At 66.9% G+C, this 17,358-nt stretch carries 15 protein-coding genes; 6 read left to right on the forward strand and 9 right to left on the reverse strand.

Features of this window, described 5'->3' with window-relative positions:
* Positions 1–283: 283 nt before the first annotated feature.
* Complete coding sequence (locus CAL13_RS00970) at positions 284–1,186, reverse strand: LysR family transcriptional regulator (RefSeq protein WP_198297884.1); 903 nt, start codon at positions 1,184–1,186, stop codon at positions 284–286.
* A 145-nt stretch (positions 1,187–1,331) separates the two neighbouring features.
* On the opposite strand from CAL13_RS00970, the gene CAL13_RS00975 reads away from it, so the two are divergent.
* From CAL13_RS00975 to CAL13_RS00985, 3 genes are all read left to right on the forward strand, one after another.
* On the forward strand, positions 1,332–2,315 hold the full coding sequence (locus CAL13_RS00975) for a Bug family tripartite tricarboxylate transporter substrate binding protein (RefSeq protein ID WP_086071231.1): 984 nt from the start codon (positions 1,332–1,334) through the stop codon (positions 2,313–2,315).
* A gap of 73 nt (positions 2,316–2,388) precedes the next feature.
* A complete protein-coding gene (locus tag CAL13_RS00980; protein WP_086071232.1) occupies positions 2,389–4,446 on the forward strand; it encodes a hydantoinase/oxoprolinase family protein in 2,058 nt (685 codons plus the stop codon).
* Complete coding sequence (locus tag CAL13_RS00985; protein WP_086071233.1) at positions 4,439–6,151, forward strand: hydantoinase B/oxoprolinase family protein; 1,713 nt, start codon at positions 4,439–4,441, stop codon at positions 6,149–6,151. The genes CAL13_RS00980 and CAL13_RS00985 overlap by 8 nt, the downstream gene beginning before the upstream one ends.
* A 62-nt stretch (positions 6,152–6,213) precedes the next feature.
* Here CAL13_RS00985 and CAL13_RS00990 read toward each other — a convergent pair whose 3' ends face one another.
* The 3 genes from CAL13_RS00990 to CAL13_RS01000 form a co-directional block, all read right to left on the reverse strand.
* Positions 6,214–6,543 carry a DHCW motif cupin fold protein gene (locus tag CAL13_RS00990; RefSeq protein ID WP_086055836.1) on the reverse strand — a complete coding sequence of 110 codons (330 nt, stop codon included), beginning with the start codon at positions 6,541–6,543 and terminating at the stop codon, positions 6,214–6,216.
* A 150-nt stretch (positions 6,544–6,693) separates the two neighbouring features.
* Positions 6,694–9,675 (reverse strand): hypothetical protein, encoded by a 2,982-nt coding sequence (locus tag CAL13_RS00995; RefSeq protein WP_086071234.1) that lies wholly within the window; start codon positions 9,673–9,675, stop codon positions 6,694–6,696.
* A gap of 180 nt (positions 9,676–9,855) precedes the next feature.
* The gene (locus CAL13_RS01000) at positions 9,856–10,338 is read right to left on the reverse strand and encodes a YajQ family cyclic di-GMP-binding protein (RefSeq protein ID WP_086055838.1); all 483 of its coding nucleotides are present in this window, start codon (positions 10,336–10,338) and stop codon (positions 9,856–9,858) included.
* Positions 10,339–10,464: 126 nt separating this feature from the next.
* Here CAL13_RS01000 and CAL13_RS01005 point away from each other — a divergent pair, with 126 nt between their 5' ends.
* Positions 10,465–10,977, forward strand: coding sequence for a DUF2127 domain-containing protein (locus tag CAL13_RS01005; RefSeq protein WP_086071235.1), 513 nt, complete (start codon positions 10,465–10,467; stop codon positions 10,975–10,977).
* Positions 10,978–10,998: 21 nt separating this feature from the next.
* On the opposite strand, the gene CAL13_RS01010 is transcribed toward CAL13_RS01005, so the two are convergent.
* Positions 10,999–11,832 carry an oxidoreductase gene (locus CAL13_RS01010; protein ID WP_086071236.1) on the reverse strand — a complete coding sequence of 278 codons (834 nt, stop codon included), beginning with the start codon at positions 11,830–11,832 and terminating at the stop codon, positions 10,999–11,001.
* A gap of 160 nt (positions 11,833–11,992) precedes the next feature.
* On the opposite strand from CAL13_RS01010, the gene CAL13_RS01015 reads away from it, so the two are divergent.
* Both CAL13_RS01015 and CAL13_RS21570 read left to right on the forward strand, forming a co-directional pair.
* Positions 11,993–12,904 carry an AraC family transcriptional regulator gene (locus CAL13_RS01015; RefSeq protein WP_086059156.1) on the forward strand — a complete coding sequence of 304 codons (912 nt, stop codon included), beginning with the start codon at positions 11,993–11,995 and terminating at the stop codon, positions 12,902–12,904.
* Positions 12,905–12,969: 65 nt separating this feature from the next.
* Complete coding sequence (locus tag CAL13_RS21570; protein ID WP_269768187.1) at positions 12,970–13,104, forward strand: hypothetical protein; 135 nt, start codon at positions 12,970–12,972, stop codon at positions 13,102–13,104.
* Here the strand turns inward: CAL13_RS21570 and cysW are convergent.
* From cysW to nudC, 4 genes are all read right to left on the reverse strand, one after another.
* The gene (gene cysW, locus CAL13_RS01020; protein ID WP_086055841.1) at positions 13,079–13,906 is read right to left on the reverse strand and encodes a sulfate ABC transporter permease subunit CysW; all 828 of its coding nucleotides are present in this window, start codon (positions 13,904–13,906) and stop codon (positions 13,079–13,081) included. The two genes, CAL13_RS21570 and cysW, sit on opposite strands and share 26 nt — an antisense overlap.
* A 402-nt stretch (positions 13,907–14,308) precedes the next feature.
* On the reverse strand, positions 14,309–15,142 hold the full coding sequence (gene cysT / locus CAL13_RS01025; RefSeq protein ID WP_086055843.1) for a sulfate ABC transporter permease subunit CysT: 834 nt from the start codon (positions 15,140–15,142) through the stop codon (positions 14,309–14,311).
* A gap of 228 nt (positions 15,143–15,370) precedes the next feature.
* Entirely contained in the window at positions 15,371–16,339 is a 969-nt protein-coding gene (cysP, locus tag CAL13_RS01030; RefSeq protein WP_232467809.1) for a thiosulfate ABC transporter substrate-binding protein CysP, read from the reverse strand.
* 198 nt (positions 16,340–16,537) lie between these two features.
* Positions 16,538–17,281 carry an NAD(+) diphosphatase gene (nudC, locus tag CAL13_RS01035; protein ID WP_420042433.1) on the reverse strand — a complete coding sequence of 248 codons (744 nt, stop codon included), beginning with the start codon at positions 17,279–17,281 and terminating at the stop codon, positions 16,538–16,540.
* Positions 17,282–17,358 lie beyond the last annotated feature (77 nt).

A 17,358-nucleotide genomic window follows, 5' to 3' on the forward strand; every position in this document is an offset into this window, starting at 1 on the left:
GAGTTATAGACCTGCGCCACAGCAGGGCGTTCACGGCACAGTAGAGAATCTCAAGGGGCAAGTCTATCCTTTATGCCGAAAAAAAACAGCCACGGCGCGGCCGTGGCTGAATCGCCGGTGCAGGCCCGCCGCCATGGAGCGCGGATACGGAGCCTGCCTTCCGGGCGGCGGAGACAAACGCAAAAGCTGTGGTCGCGCAGGAAATGCGGCTCATTCGCAAGCATCGTGCCGCTCTGGGCGGCGCCCGGCCTTTGTGTGCCCAAGGCCAAGGGCGCACGCCGCTTCAGGGCCGTATGACGCGTTCGGCGATGTATTGGCGCAGCCAGGCGTGACCGGGATCGTCCTGATGGCGCTCGTGCCAATACAGGGACACGGACAGCGCAGGCAGCTTCAAAGGCACGTCCAGCAGCATCAATCTTGCCGTACGGGATGCCGCCCTGGCGACGCTGAGCGGGAGCGTGGCGATCAGATCCGAATTCGCGATCACGTAGGGGCACACCATATAGCTCGACAGCGTCGCGGCGACCTGGCGCTGCCGGTTCATGGCCTGCAGCAGACGGTCGATGGCGCCGCTGTAGTACCCCGTGTGCGCGGCCAGATCCACGTGCGCATAACGCAGATAGGCATCCAGATTCCAGCGGCGCCGCAGACAGGGATGGTGCTCGCGCACGATGCAGACCGCGGGCTCCTCATACAGGAATCGCGCCCGCAGGCTCTGCGCGGGATCCGGAAAATAGCCGGCCAGCAGTTCGACGTGGTTGGTGTCCAGCATGCTCAAGCCATGCAGCAGCCGTGCTGGCATGACGCGCAGATGCAGGTGCGGCGCGTCCTTGGCGAGGCCGGGAAGGACGCGCGGCAGCAGCGTGAACTGCATGTAGTCCGTGGCGTACAGCGAGAAGGTGCGGGCGGTGGCGCGGGGATCGAAATCCTGGCGCGGACCGGTGGCGCGCTGCCAGCGCGCAAGCAAGGGCTGCAATTCCAGGTGCAGCGCCGTGGCATGGGCGGTGGGCTGCCACTGACCGCCTTCACGGATGAGCAGCGGATCGTTGAAAAGTTTGCGCAGCCTGCTCAGCGCGGCGCTCATGGCGGGCTGGCTGACGCCGACCTGTTCGGCCGCGCGCGACACCGCGCGGCAGGTCATCAGGGCATCGAAATGCACGAGCAGATTCAGGTCCGGCGATTTCATCGGCATCCATGACGTTTATATGACTATAAATGCAAACGACTGCCGCGATGCGGCCGCGGACCCTAGGATTTCCCCTGCAATGCACCGCCCGAGGCGACGGACGAAGGAGCCGCGCCCGGGACTTCATAGACAAGGGGAATGAGTCATGAAAGCACGCATGTTGCGCCGCGCCTGCGGCGTCCTGGCCGGGGTTGCGCTTGCCCTATCGGGCACGGCGGCCTCGGCGGCCTGGCCCAACGACAAGATCATCCGCATGGTGGTGCCGTTTGCCGCCGGCGGGTCCACCGACCTGATCGCGCGCAAGCTGGCCGAGGGACTTGGCAAGACGCTGGGCGCGAACGTGATCGTCGAAAACCGTCCCGGCGCGGGCGGGACCGTGGGCACCGACTACGTGGCGCGGCAACCGGCCGACGGCTATACGATCCTGATGGGGTCGGTGAGCACGCATGGCAGCGCGCCATGTATCTACCAGCACCTGCCTTATGACGCCAACAAGGACTTCACGCCGCTGGCCGTGGTAGCGACCATCCCCAACGTGATCGTCCTGAACAAAGAGGTGCCGGCCAAGGACGTGCAGTCCTTCGTGAAGCTGGCGAAACAGGATCCCGGCCGCTATACCTACGCGTCGAACGGGCCCGGCACGTCGAATCACCTGGCGTCGGCGTTCTTCACCAGCGTAGCGGGCATCTCCATGACGCACGTGCCCTATCGCGGCTCGGGCCCCGCCCTGATCGACCTGCTGGGCGGCCAGGTCAACATGATGATGGACGTCATCATGACGTCGTATCCCTACATCAAGGAAGGCAAGCTGCACGCGCTGGCCGTTACGTCAGCGCAGCGCAGCCCGATGCTGCCCGATGTGCCCACGGTCGCGGAATCCGGCTACCCGGGGTTCGAGGCGATTGTCTGGTTCGGCATGTTCGCGCCCGCCAACCTGCCCGCCCCCATCGCGGACCGTCTGGCCAAGGCGATCGTCGATGTGCAGAACGGGCCGGAGATGAAGCGGTACCTGGAAAGCACGGGCTCGCAGGTTTCATCCGTGACGGGCCAGGCCTTCGCCGCGATGATCAAGGACGACAACGCGAAGTGGTGCAAGGTGGTGCAGCAGGCCAAGATCCGCCTGGACTGACGGCCGGGGCCCTGCCCGGCCGCCGTCGCGGCCGGGCGCGAGCGAACATTTTTTTCTTCAGGAAGACAACGATATGTACCGTATCGGCATAGACGTCGGGGGCACGTTTACCGACTTCACCATGATCGACGAGACCGCCGGCGTGGTGCACTTTCACAAGGTGCCGTCCACGCCGGACGATCCGTCGCGCGCCATCGCCTCGGGCATCGAAGGGCTGCTGGACATGCATGGGGTGGACCCGTCGCAAGTCTCGCACGTGGGCCACGGCACCACAGTGGCGACCAACCTGATCATCGAGCGCAAGGGCGCGCAGGTCGGGCTGATCACGACGCGGGGCTTTCGCGATGTGCTGGAGATCGGCCGGCAGACGCGTCCGCATCTGTACGACTACAGCGTCGGCAAGCCGCCGGTGGCGGTGCCGCGCCAGTTCCGCATCGAAGTGGCCGAGCGGGTGCAGGCCACCGGCGAAGTGCGCGAACCGCTGGACGAGCAGGCCGTGCGCGAGGCCGCGCGCCATTTCGCGAGGCACGGTATTTCGGCGGTGACGATCTGCTTCCTGCATTCCTATCGCAACCCGGTGCACGAACAACGTGCGCGCGACATCGTCGCCGAAGAAATGCTGGGCGCGTACATCAGCCTGTCCAGCGAGGTGCTGCCGGAATTCCGGGAGTACGAGCGGCTGTCCACGACCGTGCTGAATGCCGCGGTGGGCCCGCGCATGGCGAGCTACCTGGAGCGCTTCCTGTTGCGCGTGCGCGAACTGGGCATTGCGCACGAGCCGCACACGGTGCATTCCAACGGCGGCCTGATGTCGATTGCCAGCGTGCGGCAGTTTCCCGTGCGCACCTGCCTGTCCGGCCCCGCCGCCGGCGTGGTGGGGGCGGCGGCGGTGGGCCGCGTCATCGGCAGCCCGAATCTGGTCACGTTCGACGTGGGCGGCACCAGCACCGATGTGTCGCTCATCTGCGACGGCAAGCCGCTGTTCACCTCGCACCGCCATGTCGCGGGCTATCCGGTGAAGACGCCCATGGTCGATATACACGTGATCGGCGCGGGCGGCGGCAGTATCGCGTGGATGGACGACGCGGGCGCGCTGAAGGTCGGCCCGCACAGCGCCGGCGCGGTGCCCGGGCCGGTGGGCTACGGACGCGGCGGCGTCGAGCCCACCATCACGGACGCCGAGATCGTCCTGCAACGGCTCAACCCCGTTTCGCTGCTGAGCGGCCGCATGCCGGTGTACGCGGAGCAGGCGCGCCAGGTCATCCAGGAGAAGGTGGCCCGGCCGCTGAATCTCGGCATCGAGGCGGCCGCCGAAGGCATCCTGCGCATCGCCACGGCCAATATGAGCCGCGCCATTCGCGCGGTATCGACCGAGCGCGGGTATGACCTGTCGGAGTTCGCGCTGTTCGCCTTCGGCGGCGCCGGGCCGCTGCATGCCGTCGAGGTGGCCGAGGAATGCGGCATTCCGCGCGTCATCGTGCCGCAGGAGCCGGGCACGATGTGCGCCCGCGGCATTCTGTTGAGCGACATCTCCTTCGATTTCGTACGCAGCGAGATCGCGCTGGCCACGCCGCAGAACTGGACGCGCGTGGCCGCGATCTTCGAGTCATTGCGGCGCCAGGCCGACGAATGGCTGGCCTCCGAAGGCGTGGCGACCGGACTGCGCGCAGCCCATTGCGCGATCGACGCACGCTACGAAGGACAGAACTTCGAGGTGCAGGTGCCCCTGGACGATACGGCCGAAAGCGGATTCCAGGCCTTTCTGGATCGTTTCGCGCAGGCGCATATGCGGGAATACGGCTACGACGTGGACGACCGCGCCATCCAGATCATCAACTGCCGCGTGCAGGCGACGGGGCAGGTGATCAAGGCCCCGCTGTCGCCGCGCAAAGTGGAAGGCACGATGGCGCAGGCGCGCATCGGCCAGCGCGACGCCTACTTCGGCGCCACGAATGGCTGGCTCGAAACCCCGGTCTACGACCGCGGCCGGCTGCCCACGGGCGTCGCGTTCCAGGGCCCCGCCCTGGTCGAGGAAATGAGTTCGACCACGGTGATCGGCGTCGGTCACAGCGCCGTGGTCGACGACTACGGCAATCTCATCATCACCCTGCAAGGCAACGCAAATGGCTGAACTTTCCCGCACGGACGACGGTCTGGCCGATCCGATCGGCATGGAGGTCTTCTGCAATCGGCTGCTGTCGATCACGGAAGACATGAACAATACGCTGGTGCGCGCATCGTTCTCCACCAACATCAAGGAGCGCAAGGACTGCTCGGTGGCGCTGTTCGACGCGGCTGGCCGCCTGGTGGCGCAGGGCACGCAGATTCCGCTGCATCTGGGATCGTTGGACGGCGCGATGCGCGCCATCCTGGACCGCCATGCCATCGAAACGATCGAGGACGGCGACGTTTTCATCTGCAACGACCCCTATCTGGCCAACGGCAGCCATCTGCCGGACATCAACATCGTCACGCCGGTATTCTGGGAGGGCCGGCTGCGCTTCTTCGCGGCGAACATCGCGCACCATTCCGACGTGGGCGGCCCCGTGCCGGGCTCCATCGCCGGCGGGCTGAATTCGATCTTCGCCGAAGGCATCCGCATCCCGGTGGCGCGTCTCGCACGCGCCGGCAAGGTCGATGAGGACTTGTTGAACCTGATCTGCGCAAACACGCGCGATCCGGAAGAGCGCCTGCTGGACCTGCGCGTGCAGATGGCGACCAACCGTCGCGGCGCGGCGGCCATGCAGGGCCTGATACGCCAGATGGGACTGGACGCGGTGCTGCAATCCGTGGAGGACGTAATCCGCTATACCCGGCGCCGCCTGCTGAACCGCATCTCGGAGCTCAAGCAGGGCAGCTACACCTTCCATTCCGATCTGGACGATGACGGACTGGGCGGCGATCCGGTGCGGATACAGGTGACGTTGACGGTGCACCCGGACCGCCTGCATTTCGATTTCGCCGGTTCCGGCCCGCAGGCGCGCGGCGCCATGAATCTGCCCGTGAATGCGCTGCGGGCATCCGTGTACTACGCGGTGAAGGCGCTGCTGGACCCGGACATCGCTCCCAACGCAGGCCTGTTCGAACCGATCGAGATCGACGCCCCGTTGGGGACCATCACGAATCCGGAACATCCGGCCGCCGTCGGCGCGCGGTCGATCACGGCGCAGAAAGTTGCCGGCGCCATCTTCGGCGCCTTCCGGGGCTTGCTGCCGCCGGAAAAAATCATGGCGTCGGGCAACGACTGCTGCCCCGCCATCGTGTTTTCCGGCAAATGGGCGACGCGGCCGGGTCAGTTCGTCTATCTGGAAACGCTGGGCGGCGGCGCCGGTGCACGCTACGACAGCGACGGCATGGATGCGATCCACGTGCATATGACCAATACGTCCAACCTGCCCGTGGAGGCTTTGGAAAACGAGTATCCGCTGCTGATGGACGAATACGCGATGATTCCGGATTCGGGCGGTCCCGGCCGCATGCGCGGCGGTTTGTCCATCGCCAAGCAGATACGCGCACTTGGGCCGGGCATCGTGTTCTCGGCGCGTTCGGACAGCCATACGGTAGGCGTGGCGACGGGCGTGGACGGCGGCATGGACGGCCGCCGCGCCCGGCTGATCCGCAATTACGGCACGCCGAAACAGCAGGAGATGTTTTCCAAGACGGCGAATATCGTGCTGGAACCCGGCGAGAGCGTGCGCATCGAAACGCCCGGCGGGGGCGGCTACGGCGCGCCGGCGCAACGCGCGCCCGAACGCCTGCAACGCGATCTGCTGGACGGCAAGGTGAGCGAAGCGGCCGCGCGCGAACACTACGGTTTCGTGCCGGAACGCGGGTAGGCGGCCATGCTGGCGGCCAGTCGGAGTTGAATTTGTTTGTTCCCGCCGTCTGGCGCCGCCGGTCAGTCCACGATGAAAAGCGTGGCGCCGGTCGGCGTGGACGAGCGGTGCGCTTCGGCGCCGTCCGCGACCTGGTAGCTCATGCCGGGCCGTAACGTGAACCGGCGGCCGTCTTCCAGCTCGGTATCCAGCGAGCCGGCCAGGCACAACAGGATGTGCCCTTTGCTGCACCAGTGGTCGGCGAGGTAGCCGGCGGTGTATTCGACCATGCGCACGCGGATGTCGCCGAAATGGCGGGTGCGCCAGATGGCCTTGCCGGTGGTGCCGGCGTGTTCGGTCGGCGCGATGGCGGACCAGTCGGTCGTGCCGAAGGGAATGTCGGTGAGTTTCATGGCGCAGGCTGAGGGCGGTCGCCGTGGCGCCGCCAGTGGCAATGTCGGGGCAGCGCGAGGGGCAGGGAAACGAGAAGGGTAAAGAATCGATATTCTAGGGGCCTTCCCGCCGCGGGCTTCTTACCGGACGTGCCGGCGCGCCCGGTACGGTCAGGCGCCATCCGGCGGCGTGCCGGGCGATGGGCCCTCGTCGAAGCGATAGCGGATGTCGACCTGCGCCGCCAGGCCGTCGGGGACGCCGGCGGCGGTCGCCGCCAGCGCGTACGTGGCCTTTACCCAGGCGGGCGATGGGAGCGCCTGCGTCCGGTCCTGCGGCTGTGCCGCCGCTGGCGCCGGCTTGCCCGCGCAATCCCGATAAACCAGGGTGGTTTCGATGCGATAGCTGCCTTCGGGCAGGCGCTGCACCAGAAAATGCGCGGCGCCCATCGCCCCCGGGCCCAGCAGCGCACGCGTCCCATCCGGCCGCCGCAGCGGCGGCCCGCCGGGCTCGGCCTCGAGCGCCTGCCGAAACGCGTGAAGCGCGCCGCCATTCAACAACGCCGTCAGCGCGGGCGCCGCGTCGCGGGCCAAGCTGCGCAGGGCGTGCAAGGCGCCCCCGACCGCGTCGCGGCGCGCTTCGCCTTGCAGGGATGCGTCGAAACCGCGGTAGCGCACGCGGCGCCCGCGCGCATCGACCCCGTCGACCGCGATGGAGGTACCGGGGCCATGCACCACATCGCGTGCGAAGGCCGCGCTCACGTAAAACCACGATGGTTCGCCATCGGGCAGGGGCAGCATGACGGGCAGCATGCGCAAGGCCTCTGCATCGGGCGGGCCGGCCAGCCGGCGCGCGAATTCGGCATGATGCTCCGCCTGCAGGCAGGGATGCGCCGCTTGTGCGGCCGGATCCCAGGCCACCCCGAACTCCCCTGCGATGGCCGCGGGCAAGCGCGCATCGGTGCGCGTGGGCGCCGTACCGGTCCGTGCAACACCCAAGCCGTTGGAGGAACAGGCATGGCGCAGGAAAGCCGCAATGCGCATGGCGAAGCCCAGGATCACCATGGGACGCACCAGGCGGGCCATGCCGTCCCGTCTCTGCTCGCCCGCGTACTGCTGCAGCGCCGCCCAGGCATCCTGCAAGGCATCGTCCACCGGCGGCTCCCCGGCCAGGCCGCACAGCACGCGAACGCGCGCGCCGGCATCGCGGCGGTCCAGCCGTTCCAGCGCCTCAGTCACGAGGCCATAGGTGAGGTCCGCGACTTCGTCGGCATTCATCTCGTCGCCGCATTGGACGCGGCGATCTCCCAAGCGCGCGAGCATGTCCGCGATGTCGCGCAGCCTGGCAAGGACGCGCTGCGGGGTGACGTCCTCGCGCATCATGTCCACGAGCAGCGCGTCCATCGCGGCTCCCAGGCCCTTGGGCGGCGTCGCACGCGCCGCGATTTCCGCTTTGAGCGCGGCCTTGTCAATGATGAGGCCGAAGGGCCGCAGCGGCGCGATGGCGGCGCGCAGGTAGCCCAGTTCCCGGTCGGAGAGCGCGCGCAGCGGTGTCTGTCCGGCCGAAGGACACACCAGCGTGCGCATCAGCTCGACGGCTCGGCCGACGGAGTAGCTCAGGGTTGCCGGCGCACGCGTGCCCATGGCGGCATGGCTTTCGTTCAGCGCCTGCACCGCTTCGGCCAGCGCCACCAGGCGGAATGCCGCCGCGGGACGGTCCTCGCGGGCGATCGCTTCGTACACCGCGGCCAGGGCGTCTTCGGTGCGCTGGTGGACGGCATGCAGCATCTCGTCGCATACCGCTTCGAGCGCCGCCCCCACGGTGGGCCGCAGGGGCGACATATCGGGCGCCACGTCCAGATGCGTCCTGAGCGAGGACAGCTCACTGACCGGCAGGGCCAGCAGGCTGGTCCGCCGCTGCGGCAAGGGCAGATGATGCAGCATGATGGCCAGTACCTCGTAACGCAGGCGCATGTGCAGCTCGGTCACCGTAGGCAGCCGGCCAGCCAGGGCATGCACCCTGGCGTCGATGCCTGCGTAGATGTCGCGGATGTCCTGCATCATCCTGCCCAGCGTTATGGCCCGCCCGCCGCCGCCGCCGACACCGCCGTTGCGGCCCGCCCCGCGCACCGTCTGGACGGCAATGCGGTCCTCGCGCTCGCGCAACTGCGCGCGCAGGGCCTGGCGCCAGATCTCGCGGCCGGCCTCGTCCAACCTGCTGTTGCCGGAAGCTGCGGACGAACTGGCATCGTCTTCGCACCGTTCGCCCGGCGGCGCGCCTTTCAACAGGCCGGGCGGACGATGGGCATCGCCGATCGACGCGTCGGGCCAGGCCTGCGCAGCCAGCACGCCCAGCTCGTCGTCGGTCAGGCTGTCCAGCATCAGGCTCAACACGTGTGCCGGCGTCCGGCATGGCGACGTCAGCGACAGCCCGATCCCGTAAAGCTGGTCCAATGCCTCGTCGAGTGTGTGCGGATCCGCCTTTGCGCCGGCGGCCGCCTCGAGCAGCGTGTCCAGCAATGCGCGTCCGCCGCGTGTGGCGAGCTCCCGGACCAGGGCTTGTTCCATCGTGTCCAGGAAGTCCGCCGCGACGGGGCGCAGGGCTTTTTCCTGGCGTCTGATCAGGTCGCGGCTGATATCGGGTTGGGACGCCAGGTCGTCATACAGCAGATGAAGCTGGGAGGCGTCCAGGCGGCCCAGGCATTGCGCCAGCACGGCGTCCAGGGTGGGAAGAGGGGCGCCGCCGCACGCATCGCCGGCGGGCGAAGCGGCGCCCCCGGCGGCCATCGAAGCGCGGGCGCGCGTTTCGAACTGGCGGATATCGCCGCACACCGCTTTCAGCAGCCGAGCGCCTTCTTTCGGCGTCAGGTCGTCGATGCGCCGCATGCTCTGCCGGTCAACGAAGCGTTCCAGCGACGCCTGCAGTTTTTCCTGGGCACGCAGAGCCCTTGCGGCGGCGCGGCGCGGACCGCCAGAGAAAAAGCGCAGCAGCCGCGGACGCGTGTTCCGGCTGGGCAATTCGTCCCTGCGGGCCAGGGCGGCACGCGGCGGGGAATTGACGCTTGCGCCCAGCAGCGGCGCGCCGGCGCCGCCCGGCGTCCGTGCCGCGGCCGGCGGCGATCCGGGCGGTGTGTTGCCATGTCCACTGACCTGCATGACCCGCGCTCCGTAGGAAAATTGGACGAAGCGTGTGGGTGTCAGTCCTACATGGAGTGTTCCGGTCTTAGCCCGGAACGGAAACCGGTCCGACCCCGCAGCCGACCCGGGTGGGCGATACGGCGAGATGGCCGGCGCCGGCCGCACCCGGCGCTACGGCCGCCCAAGCCCCGCGGTGGCTCAATCGCGGAAATTCTCGAACTGCAGCGGCAGGTCCACGTCGGTCTTGCGCAGCAGCGCGATCACGGTTTGCAAGTCGTCGCGCTTCTTGCCCGTAACGCGCAGCTTGTTGCCATTGATCTGTGTCTCGACCTTGAGCTTGGCATCCTTGATCGCCGCAATCAGTTTCTTGGCGACAGGCTGCTCGATCCCTTGCTTGAGCGTGATCTTCTGCCGCGCGCCGCCCAGGTTCACGACAGGCTCTGCCGGGTCCATGCTGCGCGGGTCGATGCCTCTGGCGGTAAGACGGCCGCGCAGGATGTCCAGCATCTGCTTGAGCTGGAAGGCGGACGGCGCGGTCTGCGTGACCACATAATCCTCCAGCTCGAACCTGGCATCCGTGCCCTTGAAGTCGAAGCGCGTCGCCAGCTCCCGGTTGGCCTGGTCCACCGCGTTGCTCAGTTCATGCTTGTCCACTTCGGAGACGACGTCGAAAGAAGGCATGAGAGGGTCCTCTGATAGTGTTTGGCGCGATTTTCCCATGGCGGGCGCGCGGCGGAAAAGCCGTTATGCTACCGGCCATGAGGCCGCCGGCCGGCCGGCAAGCCCCATCACTCGACCGAGCTCCCGATGTTCGCCACCGATCCCACCGCACGACCGGTATCGCCGCGCGAAGCCTCGGCGCGGCAGCGCGCCCAGCGTGTCATCGCGCTGTTCGAGGCCCTGAAGGGGCTCGGCGCGCTGGCCGCCAGCATCGGCCTGCTGAGCCTGCTGCATCACGATCTGCGCCACATCGTTTTCGTCATCATCGGCCATTTCGGCCTGGACCCCGGCGGCCACTATCCCGAGGAATTGCTGCGCCTGGCCGCCCTGCTCCAGGACACGAGCGTCCGCACGCTGGTGGCCTTGGCGGCGGCCTACGTGACGCTGCGGCTGGCCGAGGCCTATGGGCTGTGGCGGGATCGCGCCTGGGGCGAATGGCTGGGCGCGTTGTCGGGCGCGATCTACGTTCCCTTCGAACTGCGTCACCTGCTGCACGCGCCCAGCGCCCTGAGCGCGGCCGTGGTGCTCGCCAACGTGCTGATCGTCGCGTTTCTGGCGTGGCAGCTGGTGCGGCGGCGCGCCCCGCGCGCAGCGGCGTAGACGGCGCAGCGCAAGCGCCGGTCAGCCGTCCGTCGAGCGGCTCAGGGCTTCCCAGGTGTCGATTTCCGCCGCGTAGGAAGCCAGCTTTTCCCGGATCAGACCCAGCGCATCGCTGCCCAGAACGAGATGCGCCGGCGGCGCGTCGCTGTCGATGACCGCCAGCATGGCGCGGGCGGCCTTGATGGGATCGCCCAGTTGCTTTCCGCTTTTCTCCGCACGCGCCTGGCGGATCGGATCGAACAGGCCGTCGTAGTCAGAGATGGAACGCGGGGTGCGAACCATGGAGCGGCCAGCCCAGTCGGTGCGGAAGGAGCCCGGCGCAACCGCCGTGACCGCGATACCCAGGTGCCTGACCTCCTTGCCCAGCGCTTCGGAGATTCCTTCCAGCGCGAACTTGCTGCCGCAATAGTAGGCAATGCCCGGCATGGTGATGAATCCGCCCATCGACGTGATGTTCAGGATGTGGCCGCGGCGGCGTTCGCGCATGTAGGGCAGCACGGCCTTCATCATCGCCACCGCGCCGAAGACATTGACGTCGAACTGGCGACGCATTTCCTCCAGCGGCGACTCTTCCATCACGCCCTCATGCCCGTACCCCGCGTTGTTGACCAGGACGTCGATCGGGCCGATGTGCGTCTCGACGTCGGCGATCACGCCTTCGATGGCGGCAAAATCCGTCACATCGAGGATGCGCGAAAACGCATGCGCAGGGCTGAGCGCATCGAAGGATTGCCGCGCTTGCGCGTTGCGCACGGTCCCGACCACCCGATGGCCGGCGGCCAGCGCCTCCTGGGCAAGCGCGCGGCCGAAGCCGCTGCTGACGCCAGTGATGAACAGTGTTTTCGTCGATGACATGGAAAATCTCCTGGGCAAGAATGACCCAGGCATACTATTCTCGCCATGACGTGCCGTCGCGGCGGAATTTTCTGGTTTTATTGCCTATTTTTATGGACGTTGAGGGTTTTCGATGAAGGACGCCGGATCGGGCGGATCTATCGGGGCGGCGGACCCGCGCATGGTGGCGCTGCTGCTGGCCCTGGCTCCGCAAGAAGGCTACAACTTGACCGCCCTGCCCGATGTGCGCATCCTGCGCTCGGATCGTCCGCTATCGCGCACACCCGTTCTTTACGATCCGGGAATTGTGATCGTGTGCCAGGGCAGCAAGCGGGGATTTTTCCGCGACCAGGTATACCGGTACGACGAGCAGCATTACCTGGCGGTGGCCGTTCCGGTCCCGTTCGTGATGGAAACGGACGCGTCGCGGCAGCGGCCGCTGCTGGCCATCTATATGCATCTGAATTTCCAGCTGGCTGCCGAACTGGCGATCCAGATCGACCGCCACGGACACCGCGGGCCAGCCGCCGAGCCGCGCAGCATGATGTCCAGCCCCATGGACGACGCCCTGAAATCTTCCGTTCTGCGCTTCCTGCAGGTATTGAGCGATCCGCTGGAGGCCTCGGTGCTCGGGCCGGCGCTGGTGCGCGAGCTGTACTTCCGCGTGCTGACCGGCGCGCAGGGCGGCGCGATGCGTTCGGCGCTCGCCATGCAGGGGCAATTCGGCAAAATCGGCAAGGCGCTGCGGCTGATCCACGCCGCGTATGCGGAACCGCTGAGCCTGACGCAATTGGCAGGCGAAGCGGGCATGAGCGTGCCGACCTTCCATGCCCATTTCAAGGCGATCACCGGCATGCCGCCGATGCAATACGTGAAGTCGGCGCGCCTGCATCAAGCGCGCCTGCTGATGCTGCGCCAGTCCATGACGGCCGCGGCCGCCTGCCACGCGGTGGGCTATGAAAGCGCTTCGCAATTCAACCGGGAGTTCAAGCGCCTGTTCGGCCTGCCGCCGGCAGAGGAAGCCAGGCGCATGCGGCACAGCTTCGCACTGCCGCCGCCCCAGCCCGGTTCCCCGTACATTTCTTCCCACTGACGGCGATACGGAGCAGGCTGCCGCGGCAGCCGCCCGGTGCGCTCAATGGGTTCAATGCGCTCGACGTGCTCTATGCGCTCGATGCGCGCGCGATATGCGGGCGAGATGCGCTCGATGCGCTCAATTCGCTCAATGCGCTGGATGCGATCGATGCGCTCGATGCGCTCGATGCGCTCAATGCGCGGGACCGCGCATCGTGATGCGATGCCCAAGTTCCATCAAAGTCTTGATCACCATGGTGAGCAGCGCCATGCAGGCCAGCAAGGCCGCGGCGGTGAACGCCGCCACGGTCTTGTAGTCTTCGCTCAGTTGTTCGATCAACAGCGGCAGCGTCACCGTTTGGCCGCGGATCGCGCCGGACACCACCGATACCGCGCCGAACTCGCCGACGGCGCGCGCGTTGGTGATCACGGTGCCGTACAGCAAGGCCCATTTGATGTTGGGCAGCGTGATGCGGCGGAAAATCTGCCAGCCGTTCGCGCCCAGGGTCAGCGCCGCGTATTCCTCGTCGGCGCCCTGCGCCTGCATCAGCGGGATGAGGATCCGCGCCACGAAGGGCGAGGTGACGAATACGGTCACCATGACAATGCCCGGCCAGGCGAACATCAGCTGGATATCGTGCTGGCTGAGCCAGCCGCCCACGGCGCTTTCCATGCCGTAAACAACCAGGTAGCAAAGACCCGCGACCACCGGAGAGGTCGCGTACGGGATGTCGACCAGCGTCGTCAACACCTGTTTGCCGCGGAAGTCATAGCGGGTCACGCACCAGGCCAGCAGAATGCCGAACGCGACATTGATGGGCACCGTCAGCGCCGTCGCCAGCAGGGTCAGCCAGATGGCATGCTGCATCTCCGGATCGCCCAGGTTGTCCGCCACCGCGCCCCAGCCGGCCGACAGCGCCTGCTGGAAAATCAGTATCAGCGGCAGGACGAGCAGCATGAACGCACCCGTCACGCCAATCGCAATCAACGCCCACTGGCGCCAGTTCCTGGGTTTGCGCATCTCAATACTCCATCAACCTACACATCGCCCGCACCAAGTCCTATCCCCCACACTCCCCGCCCAACCACAACGCGCCACTCCTCCACACCGGTACCCCTCGATCCGACCGGCACCCCGCGGATCCGGGACGCGCGGATCCGGCTCCGCCGGTCCGCCAGCGTCGCCCCCTTGAGGGGGAAGCGCGCAGCGCCTTAGGGGTGGACCTTCCCACCCCCAAAAACAGGTGTCGCCCGACCCGGGACGCGCGGATCCGGCTCCGCCGGTCCGCTGCGTCGCCCCCTTAAGGGGGAAGCGCGCAGCGCTTCGGGGGTGGGCCTTCCCCCCGCGCGGATCCGGCTCCGCCGGTCCGCCAGCGTCGCCCCCTTGAGGGGGGAGCGCGCAGCGCTTCGGGGGTGGGCCTTTTCACGCCTTCCCCCATGGCAGCAGGCGGCCCTGCAGCACGTGCAGCCCGAACAGCAACAGAAGCGAGGCGCCCAGCACCACGGTGGCGATGGCGGACGCCGCGGCGTAATCGAATTCGGACACCCGCACGAAAATCATCAGCGAAGTGATCTCGGTCTTGAAAGGGATGTTGCCCGCGATCATCACCACCGCGCCGAACTCGCCCAGGCTGCGGATGAAAGCCTGGGAGCCGCCGGTAAACAAGGCCGGGGTCAGGGAAGGCAGCAGCACACGCCAGGTGGTCTGCCAATCCGTGGCGCCCAGCGTGTGGGCGGCCTCTTCGTACTCCGGGCCGATCTCTTCCAGCACCGGCTGCACCGAGCGCACCACGAACGGCAGGCTGGTGAAAATCATGGCCGATACCAGCCCGGGGAAGGCATAGGAAATCTTGATGCCCGCCTGATCGAACCACTGGCCAATCCACCCGTTGGGTCCGAGCAGCACGGACAACGTCAGGCCTGCCACGGCGGTGGGCAGGGCGAAAGGCAGATCGACCAGCGAATCGAGCAGCAGGCGGCCGGGGAAGCGATAGCGCACCAGTATCCAGGCCAGCAGCAGGCCGAACAGCACGACCACAATCGTGGAAATCGCCGCGCCCAGCAGGGTGACGCGATAGCTGGCCACGACCCGCGGATCCGTGATGGCCTGCCAGTACTGGGCGGCCGACATCTCGCTCGTATAGGCGAGCAGGGCAGCGATGGGAAACAGGATCACCAGCGAGATGAAGAGGCTGCTGACGCCGAAGCTCAGCCCGAACCCTGGCAGCGTGGGGTTTTGTTTGAAGAATGTAGGCATACGGTTCGATGAAAGCCGCGCGGCCGCGCAGGGCGGCCGGTCTGGCGGCGCTTCGCCGCATCGCGCGGGAGGCGCCAGTCTACGCGAAATGCCGGGGAACGCCGTAGGATGCCTATCGCAACGAGGCCGCTCAGTGCGATGCCGCCGGGACCTGCCCTGCGTTCGCCATGGCGGACCGGGCGGCCCTGCCGGGGCGCGTCGCGCCCGGGATAGGGGCGGCCGCGGCGATCAGGACTTGCCGGCGAGCAATTGATCCAGGACGCCGCCGCCCTTGAAATGCGTGTCCTGGATCTTGTCCCAGCCGCCCAGCAATTGCTGCGGGTCCAGCAGCTCGACCTGCGGGAAGCGGTTGGCATTGGCCTTCACCACCTCGGGGTCGCGGACGCGGTAGTTGTAGCTGGCCAGCAGCTTCTGGATTTCCGGCGAGTACTGGTATTGCAGATAGGCCTCGGCCAGCTTGCGCGTGCCCTTGGCGTCGACCACCTTGTCGACCACCGCCACCGGGAACTCGGCCAGCACGCTGGTTTTCGGTACGACGACTTCCAGGCCCAGCGGCTTGAATTCTTCGCTGGCGGCGATGTTGCGCACTTCGGATTCGAAGGTCAGCACGGCGTCACCCTGGTTGTTCTGGGCGAAGGCAACCGTGGCGCCGCGTCCGCCCGTTGGGAAGCTTTCCACGTTGTGCAGCAGCTTGCCGACGAAGGCGCGCGTCTTGGCTTCATCGCCGTTGAACTTCTTCTGCGCGTACAGCCAAGCCGCAAGATAGGTATAGCGAGCGTTGCCGGAGGTCTTGGGATTGGGGAACACCACCTTCACGTCGTCGCGCACCAGGTCGTCCCAGCCCTGGATGTGCTTGGGATTGCCCTTGCGCACCAGGAAGGCGATCGTGCTGTAGTACGGCGAGCTATTGTCCGGGAAACGCTTCTGCCAGTCCTTGGCCAGCAGGCCGCGCTTGGCCAGGATGTCGACGTCCGGCACCTGGTTGAACGTAACGGTGTCGGCCTTCAGACCCTGGATGATTGCCTGCGCCTGGCGCGAGGTGCCGCCGAACGACTGCTCGATGTTTACCGTTTCCCCGGTCTTTTGCTTCCAGTATTCGACGAACTGCGGATTGATCGCGGTGAAGAGTTCGCGCGCGACGTCGTACGAGGAATTCAGCAGGTTCTGCTGGGCCGATGCGGCGTCGGCGCCGAGCATCAGGGTGGCGGCGAGCGACGTGGCAAGAAGACGCTTGATCAAGGGAACGGCTCCGAAGGAAACGATGGCCGCCCGACGTGGACGGTCGTCGCATCATGCCGGTCGCGCTTAGTTACTCAAACGAATAAATTTTGGTTTATATATTGCCGCTGCTTATAAGCGACAGGGCGGCCGCGATGCGGCGCCCGCCATGCGGATTCAGCGATCGCCGCGCGGCCGCTTCCCCTGTGGCAGATTTGCTCGAATCAGGTGCCCTGCAATCGAATCCATCGGTGGAATATCGGGCAAGTCGTCGTCCGGGCCGAACCAGCGCGCATCCACGATCTCCTGCCCGTCCACCCGGATATCTCCGCCGTCGTACTCCGCGGTGAAGGCAAGCATGAGCGAATGCGGAAAAGGCCAGGACTGGCTGCGGAAATATTTCAGGTCCCGCACGCGCAGCCCTACTTCTTCATAGACCTCGCGATGCACCGTCGCCTCCAGCGATTCGCCGGCTTCCACGAAACCTGCCAGCGCGCTGTAGCGCCCCGTCACGAAGCTGGCGTTGCGCGCGAGCAGAATGCGGTCGCCCCACCGGACCAGCACCATCATGGCGGGCGATATGCGCGGATAGGCGGACAGGCCGCAGCGCGGGCACTTCATGCAATATTCTTCGGGCACCCGCACCGTCGCCGTGCCGCAGGCGCCGCAGAAGCGATGGGTGCGCGCCCACTCGGCGATCTGGAAGGCACGGCTGGCGACGCCGGCGCCTTCCTCGCCCAGTACGTTGAGCATCTCGCGCAGACGCTTGAAGACGTAGCCCGCCGGTGCGGCGGCATCCCGCTTCAGCGCCGCTGCAACACAGGGCTGGCCCAAATAGTCGCCGATCGATTGCCACTGCACGGCCTCTGCGATCCGGCCTCGCACTTCGTCGCCCGGCAGCGACAGGCCGTCCTCCCGCACGAGCAATTCGCTGCCGCGGAAAGCGAAAACCCGCCCATGGGGCGGGACGATGGCATCGGCGATGCCGGAAGAAGAGC

It is taken from the genome of Bordetella genomosp. 9 (genome assembly GCF_002119725.1).
Taxonomy (GTDB): domain Bacteria; phylum Pseudomonadota; class Gammaproteobacteria; order Burkholderiales; family Burkholderiaceae_B; genus Bordetella_C.

Bases quoted from the DNA above. Each gene is read 5' to 3' on its own strand.
- CAL13_RS01010 (WP_086071236.1), bottom strand. From the start codon at position 11,832: ATGTCATCGACGAAAACACTGTTCATCACTGGCGTCAGCAGCGGCTTC.
- CAL13_RS00995 (WP_086071234.1), bottom strand. From the start codon at position 9,675: ATGCAGGTCAGTGGACATGGCAACACACCGCCCGGATCGCCGCCGGCC.
- CAL13_RS01000 (WP_086055838.1), bottom strand. From the start codon at position 10,338: ATGCCTTCTTTCGACGTCGTCTCCGAAGTGGACAAGCATGAACTGAGC.
- CAL13_RS00975 (WP_086071231.1), top strand. From the start codon at position 1,332: ATGAAAGCACGCATGTTGCGCCGCGCCTGCGGCGTCCTGGCCGGGGTT.
- CAL13_RS00985 (WP_086071233.1), top strand. From the start codon at position 4,439: ATGGCTGAACTTTCCCGCACGGACGACGGTCTGGCCGATCCGATCGGC.
- cysT (WP_086055843.1), bottom strand. From the start codon at position 15,142: ATGCCTACATTCTTCAAACAAAACCCCACGCTGCCAGGGTTCGGGCTG.
- cysP (WP_232467809.1), bottom strand. From the start codon at position 16,339: ATGCTCGGCGCCGACGCCGCATCGGCCCAGCAGAACCTGCTGAATTCC.
- CAL13_RS00970 (WP_198297884.1), bottom strand. From the start codon at position 1,186: ATGAAATCGCCGGACCTGAATCTGCTCGTGCATTTCGATGCCCTGATG.
- CAL13_RS01005 (WP_086071235.1), top strand. From the start codon at position 10,465: ATGTTCGCCACCGATCCCACCGCACGACCGGTATCGCCGCGCGAAGCC.
- CAL13_RS01015 (WP_086059156.1), top strand. From the start codon at position 11,993: ATGGTGGCGCTGCTGCTGGCCCTGGCTCCGCAAGAAGGCTACAACTTG.
- CAL13_RS00980 (WP_086071232.1), top strand. From the start codon at position 2,389: ATGTACCGTATCGGCATAGACGTCGGGGGCACGTTTACCGACTTCACC.
- CAL13_RS00990 (WP_086055836.1), bottom strand. From the start codon at position 6,543: ATGAAACTCACCGACATTCCCTTCGGCACGACCGACTGGTCCGCCATC.
- cysW (WP_086055841.1), bottom strand. From the start codon at position 13,906: ATGCGCAAACCCAGGAACTGGCGCCAGTGGGCGTTGATTGCGATTGGC.